General features: G+C 65.0%; 10 protein-coding genes. 6 read left to right on the forward strand and 4 right to left on the reverse strand.

Translation table 11 applies throughout. The features are described from left to right. Positions 1 to 161 precede the first annotated feature (161 nt). Positions 162 to 416: an acyl-CoA-binding protein gene (locus HGB41_RS14765; RefSeq protein WP_171085735.1), complete on the reverse strand. Its 255-nt coding sequence runs from the start codon at positions 414 to 416 to the stop codon at positions 162 to 164. Between the two features lie 244 nt (positions 417 to 660). Continuing rightward, on the reverse strand, positions 661 to 1017 hold the full coding sequence (locus HGB41_RS14770) for an FKBP-type peptidyl-prolyl cis-trans isomerase (RefSeq protein ID WP_171085737.1): 357 nt from the start codon (positions 1015 to 1017) through the stop codon (positions 661 to 663). A gap of 129 nt (positions 1018 to 1146) precedes the next feature. Between HGB41_RS14770 and HGB41_RS14775 the strand changes: the two genes are divergently transcribed. The 4 genes from HGB41_RS14775 to HGB41_RS14790 all read left to right on the forward strand — a co-directional run bounded on the left by HGB41_RS14775 (position 1147) and on the right by HGB41_RS14790 (position 9121). Continuing rightward, the gene (locus HGB41_RS14775; RefSeq protein ID WP_371868525.1) at positions 1147 to 2025 is read left to right on the forward strand and encodes an EI24 domain-containing protein; all 879 of its coding nucleotides are present in this window, start codon (positions 1147 to 1149) and stop codon (positions 2023 to 2025) included. A gap of 435 nt (positions 2026 to 2460) precedes the next feature. Next, positions 2461 to 5607 (forward strand): transglycosylase domain-containing protein, encoded by a 3147-nt coding sequence (locus HGB41_RS14780; protein WP_371868526.1) that lies wholly within the window; start codon positions 2461 to 2463, stop codon positions 5605 to 5607. A gap of 38 nt (positions 5608 to 5645) precedes the next feature. Further along, on the forward strand, positions 5646 to 6998 hold the full coding sequence (locus HGB41_RS14785; RefSeq protein WP_171085739.1) for a TAXI family TRAP transporter solute-binding subunit: 1353 nt from the start codon (positions 5646 to 5648) through the stop codon (positions 6996 to 6998). 164 nt (positions 6999 to 7162) lie between these two features. Beyond that, positions 7163 to 9121 (forward strand): CocE/NonD family hydrolase, encoded by a 1959-nt coding sequence (locus HGB41_RS14790; RefSeq protein ID WP_171085741.1) that lies wholly within the window; start codon positions 7163 to 7165, stop codon positions 9119 to 9121. A 119-nt stretch (positions 9122 to 9240) separates the two neighbouring features. Here the strand turns inward: HGB41_RS14790 and HGB41_RS14795 are convergent, their stop codons facing one another. Beyond that, positions 9241 to 9927: a hypothetical protein gene (locus tag HGB41_RS14795; RefSeq protein ID WP_171085743.1), complete on the reverse strand. Its 687-nt coding sequence runs from the start codon at positions 9925 to 9927 to the stop codon at positions 9241 to 9243. A 2-nt stretch (positions 9928 to 9929) separates the two neighbouring features. Next, positions 9930 to 10388 carry a rhodanese-like domain-containing protein gene (locus tag HGB41_RS14800; protein ID WP_171085745.1) on the reverse strand — a complete coding sequence of 153 codons (459 nt, stop codon included), beginning with the start codon at positions 10386 to 10388 and terminating at the stop codon, positions 9930 to 9932. Between the two features lie 291 nt (positions 10389 to 10679). Here HGB41_RS14800 and glnA point away from each other — a divergent pair, with 291 nt between their 5' ends. Next, on the forward strand, positions 10680 to 12095 hold the full coding sequence (glnA, locus tag HGB41_RS14810; RefSeq protein ID WP_171085746.1) for a type I glutamate--ammonia ligase: 1416 nt from the start codon (positions 10680 to 10682) through the stop codon (positions 12093 to 12095). 156 nt (positions 12096 to 12251) lie between these two features. Beyond that, entirely contained in the window at positions 12252 to 12791 is a 540-nt protein-coding gene (locus HGB41_RS14815) for a DUF4124 domain-containing protein (protein WP_229423043.1), read from the forward strand. The last annotated feature ends 3 nt before the right edge of the window (positions 12792 to 12794 follow it).

Below are 12794 nucleotides of genomic sequence, written 5' to 3' on the forward strand. Positions count from 1 at the left end.
TCCCGGTTTCGCTCACGCTGGACCCCAAACTTTTCGGAGTCGACAGCATGAACTACATCGCAAAAGCAGACATTTCTACTTTGCCCAAACCGGACATTTCTACTTTGCCCTTACACACCCTACAAATTCTTGTTAATTAACTAGCATTAGGCCCGGAAAAATCAGCCCTTCAGTTCTTCGACCAGGTCGATGTACTGCTGCATCGCCTCGTCCTGCGAGGTGCCGTTCAGGGCAGTCCAGGCGTCGAACTTGGCGCGGTTGACGAAATCGGTCATGCCTGGACGCTCGCCGGTGGCGTCGCCGCTCGAACCTTGCTTGAACAGCGCGTACATCTTCAGCAAGGTCATGTTGTCCGGGCGTTCCGGCAGGTTCTTGGATTCGGCCTGGGCCTGGGCGAACTGTTCTTGCAAGCTCATGAATACTCCTGTGGTGGTTGCGTTGGCAAATTGGTATGCCGGGGCATCTTAGCGCAGGAGGGGCGCGTCCACCGCCAAACGGGGCGAACTTTAGAGGGGATGCTCGGGGGAGGTAGGGTGGCCGGCTCGGCCGGCCGCGCGTCCAGCGAACGCTTGAGCAGAAACGAAGCGTCTCATCACGCCCCGGTTGAACGCGCGGTCGGCGTAGCCGACCACCCTACGAAACACGCGTTGCGGCGAGCTTTTAAACAGCCAGCAGTTCGACGTCGAAGATCAGGGTCGCGTTCGGTGGGATCGCGCCGCCGGCGCCGCGTGCGCCGTAGCCGAGGCTGGCCGGGATGGTGAGGCGGCGCTGGCCGCCGACCTTCATGCCCTGCACGCCTTCGTCCCAGCCGCGAATCACATGGCCGGCGCCCAGCGAGAACTGGAACGGGTCGTTGCGGTCCTTGCTCGAATCGAACTTGGCGCCGGCGGTGCCGTCGTCGTTGCGCAGCCAGCCGGTGTAGTGGACGGTGACGTGCTGGCCGGCTTTCGCTTCGGCGCCTTCGCCAACGACGGTGTCTTCGTATTGCAGGCCGGAATCAGTGGTAGTGGTGGACATGGTTGTTCCTGTTGTTCAAGTAGAACGACGATTGTAGTGCATCGCCCCAAGGCACGCCAATGGCCGCACTGGCGGCGATGTGCGTAGAATGGGAATCATGCCAACCAGACAAGGAGCCGCGATGCCGCCATGTTCCCAGCCGCCCCGTTCCAAGCCGGTCCTGTGCCCATCCTGCCGGGTGTCCGGATGAAGGGCGTCGGCTTCGCCTACCGGCGTGCCCTGCGCGCCCAGTTCTCGCGCCGCATGCTGCTACTCTCGAGCGCGCCGCTGGCGCTGTCGCTGGTGCTGTGGGGCACGCTGCTCTGGACCGGCCTGCAGCCGCTGCTGGACTGGCTGCACGGCGCCTTCGCCGAATACGAGATCTTCCAGCAGACCGGCAGCGTGCTGGCCATGCTCGGCCTGGGCGTGCTGAAGGTAATGGTGGTGCCGCTGCTGGCCATCGCACTGCTGCTGCCCCTGATCATCGGCTCGGCGCTGCTGTTCATGGGCGTGATCGCGATGCCGGTCATTGAACGCCACGTCGGCAACACCCAATATCCGAAACTGGAGAAGAAGCAGGGCGGCTCCTTCATCGGCAGCGTCGCCATCAACGTCGGCAGCACGGCGGTATTCGCAGTGCTGTGGCTGTTCACCTTGCCGCTGTATGCGGTGCCGCCGGTGGCCTGGCTGGTGCAGGCCTGCCTGTGGGCCTGGGTGACCTCGCGCGTGATGAGCTATGACGCCCTGGCGGCACATGCGAGCCTGGACGAACGCCGCGAGCTGATGCGCCGCCACCGCGGTGCGCTGCTGGCGATCGGCTTCGCCTCGGGCCTGGCAGGCGCGCTGCCCGGCATCGCCTGGATGGGTGGGGCGCTGCTGTCGGTAGTGCTGTTCCCCTTCCTGGCGATGCTGTCGCTGTGGCTGTACATCATGATCTTCCTGTTCGCCGGGCTGTGGTTCCAGTACTACTGCCTGGGCGCGCTGGAAGAACTGCGCAGCACCGCGCCGGCGCCTGTCGTGCAGGCCTGAGCGGTGGTTCCGTAGAGCTTGTCGGGAGGTGGCGGAGTGCTTTGTAGGACAGCATGCCGCCCTGCTAACCCTACCGTTGTTTTTTTGCGAAAATAGATCCCGAGGATCAAAATTGTTAAACCGCGTCTCGCGCGTGACGTATTGATGTGGTGGAATGATACCTGTGGTGATGCAATCTGGAGTGAGTTTGCACCGCCCGTTTTTGCGAACTGACGACGACGCAATCACTCGAACAAACCAGCAGCAACGATGGCGAGCAGGTTGGCGGGGATTGACGGCAGCATATTGAATCAAACCGGTTGAGCCATCATGGAAAGTATCCGCCGTTTAGGACGGCCTAGTAATGTATTCCGCGCGGTCGGCAAGTGGCGCGGACGTTCCGCCCCAGTTGGCGGCGCACCTGTGCTCGCATCCGCGGGCGGCAGCGGTGTCCCCTTGTACGAAGCATTCCCTCACCTGGCCGTCGCCGACGGCGCGCCGGGCGGCGAACCCCTGCCTCCTCCGGAGCCGCCGGACGGCCCGGGCTCGCCTGAAGGTACGCCCGAGCCGGCGCCGCGCAAGCGCCGCTTCAAGCTCTGGGCCTACGGCATCCTGCTGGTCCTGCTGGCGCTGATCGCCGCCTGGACCGTGCTCGAAGTGCGTACCTCCCGTATCCAGGCCAAGATCTTCGCCGGCATCGCCGCCGACCTGAACTACCGCATGGAGAAGGGCGCAAGCCCGTCGATCCGCTTCCCCGAGGCGAGCCCCTACGACACGCGCCTGGGTTACGCCAGCATGCCGGCCTACCTGCAAAAGCTGGAGTCGCGCGGCTACCTGGTCGATTCGCAGGCGCGCATCTCGCCCAAGATGGTCGAGATGGCCGACCGCGGCCTGTACGCCACCTACCACGAGAAAACCAAGGTCGGCCTCGAGATCCTCGATTGCCGCGCACAGCCGCTGTTCGCCTCGCGCTTCCCCGAGCGCTTCTATCACAAGTTCGACGAGGCGCCGGCGCTGCTGGTGCAAAGCCTGCTGTTCATCGAGAACCGCGAACTGCTCGACCCGGCCTACCCGCACCGCAATCCGGCCGTCGAATGGGACCGCTTCTCGAAGGCGGTGTTCGACAAGACCCTGAGCAGCGTCGGCCTGGGCGGCGCCGGCCGCGTGGCCGGCGGCAGCACGCTGGCCACCCAGATCGAGAAATACCGGCACTCTGCGGAAGGCCGAACCGGTTCGCTGCACGACAAGATCATCCAGATGTCCTCGGCCACGCTGCGCGCCTACCAGGACGGCGAAGACACCACCAAGGCACGGCGCCAGATCGTGCTCGACTACCTGAACACCGTGCCGCTGTCGGCCAAGCCCGGCTACGGCGAAGTCAACGGCATCGGCGACGGCATGTGGGTCTGGTACGGCCGCGACTTCGACCAGGTCAGCCGCATGCTCAAGGGCCCGATGAACACTGCTGACGCCGTGACCGCCTACAAGGAAGCGCTGTCGCTGATGATCGCCCAGCGCCGCCCGGCCTATTACCTGGGCGCCGGCGAGAACGACCTGGAGACCCTGACCAACAGCCACCTGCGCGTGCTGGCCCAGGCCGGCGTGATTTCGCCGCAGCTGCGCGACGCCGCCCTGAACGTGCAACTGCACCCGTCCCAGGCCTCGGGCGTGGCGGCACCGGGCGCCGACGCCTTCGTGTCGCGCAAGGCCGCCAATGCAGTGCGCAACCACCTCGGCTACCTGGTGGGCGACTCGCGCCTGTACAACCTCGACCGCCTCGATTTGTCGGTCATCTCCACCCTCGACGCCCAGGTGCAGGCGGCCGTCACCGCGGCGCTGCGCCAGCTGACCGATGCCGAGCATGCGAAAGCGGCCGGCCTGACCGGCAAGGGCCTGCTCGGCAACGGCGATCCGGCCCAGGTGGTCTACAGCTTCACGCTGATGGAGCGCGGCGAGCACGTGAACTACCTGCGCGTGCAGACCGATAACTACGACCAGCCGCTCGACATCAACGAAGGCGCCAAGCTCGACCTCGGTTCGACCGCCAAGCTGCGCACCCTGGTGACCTATCTCGACATCGTCGACCAGCTGCACAAGCGCTTCGGCCCGATGGACAAGATCGGCCTGATGGGCGTGGAAGTCGACGCCAAGGACCGCATGTCGCAGTGGGCGCTGGAGTATTTCCGTACGCTGCCGGAAGGCGCCGACCGCGGCCTGCCGGCCATGCTCGCTGCCGCCATGGAGCGCAAGTATTCGGCCAACCCGGGCGAAGCCTTCTTCACCGGCGGCGGCCTGCATACCTTCGGCAACTTCAGCAAGCTCGATAACAGCAAGATCATGACGGTGACCGAGGCGCTGCGCCAGTCGACCAACCTGGTCTTCGTGCGCATGATGCGCGACGTGGTGCGCTACTACATGTTCCAGCTGCCGGGCTCCTCGGCCCAGCTGCTGGCCGACGCCGACGATCCGCGCCGCGCCGAATACCTGGCACGCTTCGCCGATGCCGAAGGCAAGGTGTTCATGGCCAAGTTCTGGAACAAGTACAAGGGCAAGACCCCGGCCGAGGTCGAGACCCTGCTGTTCCAGACCGTGCGCCCGATGGCGTCGAAGCTGGCCGCGGCTCACCGCACCATCGCCCCGAACGCCACGCTGGCGCAGTTCGCCGAGTTCATCGACAAGTCGCTGCCGACCGCGAAAGACATGGACCCGGACCGCATCCCGAAGATGTACGAGATGTACGACCCGCGCAACATGTCGCTGGCCGACCGCGGCTACGTGGCTTCGGTGCACCCGCTCGAACTGTGGCTGGTGAGCTACCTGCGTACCCACCCGAAGGCCGGCTGGACCGAAGTCACCAATGCCAGCGTCAAGGAGCGCCAGGAAGTCTATTCCTGGCTGTTCAAGACCCACCGCAAGCATGCCCAGGACAACCGCATCGCCGGCCTGCTCGAAGTCGAAGCCTTCCTCAAGATCCACGCGCAGTGGAAGAAGATGGGCTATCCGTTCGACTCGCTGGTGCCGTCCTATGCGACCACGCTGGGCGCCTCGGCCGACCGTCCGGCCTCGCTGGCCGAGCTGATGGGCATCATCGTCAACGGCGGCGTGCGCAAACCGGTCGAGCGCATCAACTCGCTGCACTTCGCCAAGGACACCCCTTACGAAACCCTGGTGAAGCGCGCCAAGGGCGGCGGCAAGGAGCAGGTGCTGGCGCCTGAGGTGGCACGTGCGGTCGCCGATGCGATCCAGGGCGTGGTCACCGACGGTACCGCCAAGCGCGTCAAGACCGCCTTCGTGCAGTCCGACGGCAGCGTCATTGCCCTGGGCGGCAAGACCGGTACCGGCGACCAGCGCTTCGAGGTGTATGCCCGTGGCGGCCGCGTGCTCGAATCGCGCTACGTGAACCGTTCGGCCACCTTTGTCTTCAACATCGGCGAGCGCTTCTTCGGCAGCATGACCGCCTATGTTCACGGCCCGCAGTCCGGCAACTACGACTTCACCAGCGCGCTGCCGGTGCAGCTGCTGGTCACACTCGCCCCGAGCCTGATGCCGATGATCGAACCGCCTCCGGGCAGCATCGCCGCCCAGCGACAGTGCGTCCGTTAAAAGACGGGGGCACTGCCGTCAAGCGTGCGGTGACGCGCATGCGCCAGTTCAGCATCGTGTCGCTGCGCGACCTGCTGGTGGCGTCGGGACCGACGCTGCTGGCAGTCATCACGGTGGCGGTGCTGGCCTATCTCTGGGTCGACCCGGCCCCGCCGCGCCGCCTCACCATGGCCACCGGCCAGTTCAACAGCGCCTACGAGGGATTCGGCCGCCAGTACGTGGCGGCGCTGGGGCGCGACGAGATAGCCCTGACGCTGGCACCTTCGCTCGGCTCCCACGACAACCTGCAGCGCCTGATCGACGGCAAGGCCGACATCGCCTTCGTGCAGAGCGGTTCGACCGAAGTCGGGCAGGGCGCGCCACCGCGCGACACCACCGGCCTGGTCTCGCTCGGCAGCCTGTTCACCGAGCCGGTGTGGCTGTTCCTGCGCGAAGGCGCGCGCGTCACCCAGTTGGTCGACCTGAAAGGCAAGCGCATCAACCTGGGGCCGGAAGGCACCGGCGTGCCGCGCCTGTTCCGCCAGGTGCTCGACGCAAATGGCATCGAGCCGGGCGACCTGCGGATCGGCGCGCTGGAAAACACGCCGGCCACGATGGAGCTGCTGGCAGGGCGCATCGATGGCCTGGTCTTCAGCTCGGCGCCGGAAGCGCCGTTGATCCAGATGCTGCTGCAGACACCGGGCATCAAGCTGTTCAACTTCACCCAGGCCGATGCCTATACCCGGCGCCTGCCTTTCCTGACCCACGTGGTGCTGCCGCGCGGGATCGTCGACCTCGGGCGCGACATCCCGGCCCAGGACTACCACCTGATCGCGCCGACCGCGACCCTGGTCGCGCGCGAAGACCTGCACCCGGCGCTGGTGGGCCTGCTGGTGAAATCGGCCGGCGAGATCCATGGCAAGGCAGGCTGGTTCCAGCAGCAGGGCCAGTTCCCGTCGCCGAAATACACCGAGATCCCGGTGGCGGTTGAGGCGGCGCGCTACTACCGCGACGGGCCGCCCTTCATGCAGCGCTACATGCGCTTCTGGCTGGCGAATTTGTTCGAACGGCTGTGGGTGGTCGCGGTGGCGCTGGCGGCGCTGCTCATTCCGCTCTCTAAGATCGTGCCGCCGATTTACGTCTGGCGCGTGCGCTCGCGCGTCTATCGCTGGTATGGCGACCTGCGCAAGGTGGAGCAGGAGCTCGAGGCGACCGCGCCGGAGGGGCGCGACGCTGCACGCGAAGGCCTCATGCAGCGCCTCGACGAGATCGAAGAAAGCGTCAACCATATCTCGATCCCGCTGGCCTATGCCGAAGAGCTGTACCGGCTGCGCAGCCACATCAACTTCGTGCGCGAGCGGGTGCGCGGCACCATCGACCAGCATGGGAAGTCGGTAGGGTGGGCGGGGTAATTTCGGGCAATGCCCGGAATTACGAACGCCCACGCGGTGATCGTTACCGGCTCCGCTTTCGCGCCGGATGATCTCGCTGCGAACTATCACCGCGTGGGCGGCGTAGCCGCCCACCCTACTGTCCTATACACTGGCGGCCTTTGTTTCGAATTGCTGAGGAAGCCATGATCCGTCGTCCCTTGCCCGCACTTGCGCTGGGCGTGTTGCTGGCCTGCGCCGCAGGCGCGCAAGCCACCAACCAATCCAGCGGCACTGCGGCTGCCCTTGAGGCGCCAGCGCAAAAGCGCACCCCGCGCGAGGCCTACACCAAATACGAATACCGCATCCCGATGCGCGACGGCGTGAAGCTGTTCACCACGGTCTACGTGCCGAAGGACGCTTCCAAAGCCTACCCCTTCCTGGTCCAGCGCACTCCCTACAGCGCCGGCGTGCAGGCGCAGGGCGAGCAGCGTTATGGCGTGGACTGGTTTCCCGCGGCCCTCAGTCCCACGCCCGAGCTGGAAGATTCCGGCTATATCTTCGTGACCCAGGACGTGCGCGGGCGTTTCATGTCCGAAGGCGCCTGGCAGGAGATGACCCCGCACCTCAAGGCCAGGCGCGCGCCGGGAGAAGGGCAGGAGAGCGCCGACATGCACGACACCGTCGAATGGCTGCTCAAGCACGTGCCGAACAATAACGGCCGGGTCGGCATCTGGGGCATCAGCTACCCGGGCTTCTACACCGCGGCCAGCATCATCGATTCGCACCCGGCGATCAAGGCGGCCTCGCCTCAGGCGCCGATCGCCGACCTCTACATGGGCGACGACTCCTACCACGGCGGCGCCTTCATGCTGGCCGCGAACTTCGATTTCTACGCGTCCTTCCTGCCGATGAAGAACCCGGCGCTGCCGCTGAAGAACCGCTCCGGCTTCGACTACGGCGAAGCGGATGGCTACGACTTCTTCCTCAAGCACCTGACCCTGCCGAACATCCTCGCCACCATGAGCGCGGAGCAGCGCGAACTGCTGGTGCCGACCATCGAGCACGATACCTATGATGAATTCTGGCGCTCGCGCGACATCACGCCGCACATGAAGAACGTCAAGGCGGCAGTGCTGACGGTCGGCGGCTGGTTCGATGCCGAAGACCCGGCCGGCCCCTTCGCCATTCATAAGGCGGTGGGAAAATACAACCCGGGCACGCCCAACGCCCTGGTGATGGGGCCGTGGGTGCATGGCGGCTGGTCGCGCAGCGACGGCGCCCGCCTCGGGAACGTGTCCTTCGATGCGAAAACGGGCGATTACTACCGGCGCGAAATCCAGTTCCCCTTCTTCGAGCAGCACCTGAAGGGCGTGAAGCCGGCGCGCAGCCTGCCTGCGGTGACTGCGTTCGAGACCGGCACCAATGTGTGGCGCACCTATGCGGCCTGGCCGCCGGCGCCCGCGAAGGCACGCACCTTGTACTTCGGCCCGAACGGCACGCTGGGCTGGCAGCAGCCGGCGGCGGGCGGCGCGGGCTATGACGAATATGTCGCCGACCCGCGCAAGCCGGTGCCGTATATCGGTTACGCGGCCACTGGAGTGCCGCGCGAATACATGGTGTCGGACCAGCGCTTCGCCGCGACCCGTCCGGATGTGCTGGTGTACCAGAGCGAGGTGCTGGAAGAGGACGTGACGATCACCGGGCCGGTGGTGCCGAAGCTGTTCGTGTCGACCACCGGCACCGATGCGGACTGGGTGGTCAAGCTGGTCGACGTGTATCCGGCGGCGTATCCAACCCCTTCGGCGGAGCGCAAGGGCAATGACGTGGGGCCGCCGTCGATCAACATGGGCGGCTTCCAGCAGCTGGTGCGTGGCAATCCGCTGCGCGGCAAGTTCCGCAACAGCTACGAGAAGCCGGAGCCGTTCACGCCAGGCAAGCAGGAAGCGCTGTCCTTCGAGCTGGGGCAGGTGAACCATACCTTCCGGCGCGGGCACCGGATCATGGTGCAGGTGCAGAGCTCGTGGTTCCCGCTGGTGGATTTGAATCCGCAGACGTTTACGCACATTCCGAAAGCGAAGCCGGAGGATTTTAAAAAGGCGACGCAGCGGGTGTATCGGGGCGTGGGGGCGGCGTCGGGCGTGCAGGTGCTGGTGATGCCGTAGCGTGGGCGGGTTTCCCGCCCACGCGGTGATAGTTAGGTTTTGAGCAGCCGCACGGGCAGCATCACCGTGATTTGAACGCGTGGGCAAGGAACTTGCCCACGCTACGATGCGCGGCTACGCTACTTGCGTGGAAAGAGCGCAGCGCGCACCGCCCGCCGCACCGTGGTCGCTGGAATCAGGTCCACCGCCAGCTTGCGCAGGCGCGCCACTTCAGCGTGGCGCCCGCGCTGCTCGAGTACCCCGAGCACCTGGCGCACGTCGCTCGCATAGATATCGATCTGCGACGAAATATACATGGTGCGCCCATGCTGGCGGCGCCAGCGCGAAAACGCCTTCATCAGGAAGCGGCTGCGCTGGCGGATGGTGTCCTCGGGTTCCGGCAGCAGGCGTTCGGCCAGCGCGTAGTCGCCGGCGGCGATGATGGCGGGCAGGGCGATGTCGGCGCAGGCGGACATCAAGCCCGGATCGGCTCGCTCCAGGGCGACACACAGCGCATGCGTGTCTTCGGTCTTGCCCAGTTCCTCGTCGATGGCAACCACGTCATGGAACAGCTGGCGCTTGCCTGTGCCCGCCAGCAGCAGCGCCGCATCGCGCTCGCGCACGGCTTCCAGCGCGGCCAATGCCGGTGGATACTCGGCGCCCAGTTCGACCCAGGCGTACAGCGCGTACGACAGGCGCACGCCGTACAGGGAAAGGTCTTCTTCCAGCGCATGGTCATGGAACCACTGGAACTCGCGCAGTGCTTCTTCATACTGGCCGTCGCCTGCCAGTTCGCTGGCGGCGTCGAGGCGTTCCCGTGCATCCATCCTCAGGCCCCTATCCACGGAAGTCCGGCCTTGCACCAGCCGCCGACTGTCTTGCGGTGGCCCTCGGCATCGCGGTCGCCCTCGAAGCCCTCCAGGATGTCATAGGACTCGGCAAACCCGTGCTCGGTGGCGACCCGCGCGCCGTGGCGCGAGCGCACGCCCGAGCGGCACAGGAACAGCAGCACCTCGTCCTTGCGCGCGACCTGCTCGAGCTGCGCACCGAATTCGGGATTCGGCACGCCGCCAGGGTAGGTGGCCCATTGCACCGCCACGTGTTGGGACTCGGGCACCGCGGGGCGGCCGACCCAGTCGCGCTCGGCATTGGTGCGCACGTCGACCAGCTTGGCGCGCGGGTCCTGCTGCAGCAAGGTAAATGCTTCTTCGGGTGTGACCGCGCCGGCGTAGGGCTGGCCGGCAGCGCGGGCGCGGGCGGCGGCAAGGATGGCGTCAGGTGTGCTCATGATTGGTTAATCCGTTTTAAACGAGAAAAAGCGTTGCACCAACTTGGTTCGGTGTATCCTGCGCTGCGATGGTGCAAGCCGCCATTATATGCACCATGTTGGTGCATGATTGCGCCCGGGCTCAGGCAGTGGCTCGGAACGATTGTATGGCCAAACCTGCATGCTTCCAACGAAGCTTATGGCATTTACTCATAACGGCAACTTGGCACAGTTCATGCTTTGAAGTAGATCACGTTGCCGCGCTACCGCAGATGTGAAGCGCGGCACCCCCTTTTCAATCAGGAGATACGAATGGCAAAGACGGCTGCAGACGTAGTGCAAATGATCAAAGACAACGAAGTCAAGTTCGTTGATTTCCGCTTCGCCGATACCCGCGGCAAAGAGCATCACGTGACCGTTCCTGTCTCGCACTTCGACGAAGACAAATTCGAGTCGGGCCACGCCTTCGACGGTTCGTCGATCGCCGGCTGGAAGGGCATCGAAGCCTCGGACATGCTCTTGATCCCGGACCCGCTGACCGCCAACATCGACCCGTTCATGGAAGAGACCACCCTGTTCATGCAGTGCGACGTGATCGAGCCGTCGGACGGCAAGGGCTATGACCGCGACCCGCGCTCGATCGCCAAGCGCGCCGAGGCCTACCTGAAGTCCTCGGGCATCGGCGACACCGCCTACTTCGGTCCCGAACCGGAATTCTTCATCTTCGATTCGATCCGCTGGAAGATCGACATGTCGGGCTGCTTCGTCAAGATCGACTCGGACGAAGCTTCGTGGTCGACCGACAAGGAAATCGAAGGCGGCAACAGCGGCCACCGCCCAACCGTCAAGGGCGGCTATTTCCCGGTCCCGCCGGTCGACAGCTTCCAGGACATGCGTTCGGAAATGTCGCTGATCCTCGAATCGATGGGCATCCCGGTCGAAGTGCACCACCATGAAGTTGCCGGCCCGGGCCAGAACGAAATCGGCACCAAGTTCTCGACCCTGGTCGAACGCGCCGACTGGACCCAGAACATGAAGTACGTGATCTGGAACGTGGCCCACAGCTACGGCAAGACCGCTACCTTCATGCCCAAGCCGATCAATGGCGACAATGGCTCGGGCATGCACGTGCACCAGTCGGTCTGGAAAGACGGCAAGAACCTGTTCGCAGGCGACGGCTATGCCGGCCTGTCGGAAACCGCGCTGTTCTACATCGGCGGCATCATCAAGCATGCACGCGCGCTGAACGCGATCACCAACCCGGGCACCAACTCGTACAAGCGCCTGGTGCCTGGCTACGAAGCCCCGGTCAAGCTGGCCTATTCGGCCCGCAACCGTTCGGCCTCGATCCGCATCCCGCACGTGGCGAACCCGAAGGGCCGCCGCATCGAGACCCGTTTCCCGGATCCGCTGGCCAACGTCTACCTGTGCTTCGCCGCGCTGCTGATGGCCGGCCTGGACGGTATCCAGAACAAGATCCACCCGGGCGAAGCGGCAACCAAAGACCTGTACCACCTGCCGCCGGAAGAAGACAAGCTGATCCCGACCGTCTGCTCGTCGCTGGAAGAAGCCCTGGACGCCCTGGACAAGGACCGCGAGTTCCTGACCCGCGGCGGCGTGTTCTCCGATGCCATGATCGACGCCTACATCGAGCTGAAGATGCAGGAAGTCCAGCGCATGCGCATGACCCCGCACCCGGCCGAGTTCGACATGTACTACTCGGCATAAGCAAGAAAGCAAGCCTGTCGCGCCCCGGCATCAATGGGTGTAAGCGGAGGTAACAAACGCGGGGAAAGCGAGGGCTTTCCCCGCGTTTTTTCATGCTTGATGTATAGTCGGGCCGGACTACAATAGCTGCACGTTTATTGTGCAAACTAATTTCTGATGGGAACGACAATTACTTCATTCCGCCGTTTCGCCAGCCTCCTGGCAATGCTCGGGCTCGGCCTTGCGCTGGCGCCCACGGTGCAGGCCCAGGTCTACAAGTGCGTGGACGACCAGGGCCGCGTCGAGTTCACCGACCAGAACCGCCGCGGCTGCAAGCAGCTCGAGAGTTTTACTCCTTCGATCTCTTCGCCGCCGCCGGTGCGTGCCTCCGCGCCGATTCCGGCGGTGCGACCACCCAACCCCGGTAGCACCGGGCCTGCCGCAGCGACGACCCCGACCAGCTTCCCGCGCGTCGACACGGCCCAGCAGCGCGCGCGCGACGACGACCGCCGCGAGATCCTCAACGACGAGCTGCGCCTGGAAGAAAAGAAGCTGGCCGACCTGCGCCGCGACTTCAATGGCGGCGAGCCGGAACGCCAGGGCAACGAGCGCAACTACGCCAAGTACCAGGAGCGCGTGGCGAGCATGCGCGAAGAGATCGGCCGCACGGAAACAAATATCGCCTCCCTGCGGCGCGAGATCGCCAACATAAGATGAGCC

It is taken from the genome of Telluria aromaticivorans (genome assembly GCF_013003915.1).
Lineage (GTDB): Bacteria > Pseudomonadota > Gammaproteobacteria > Burkholderiales > Burkholderiaceae_D > Telluria > Telluria aromaticivorans.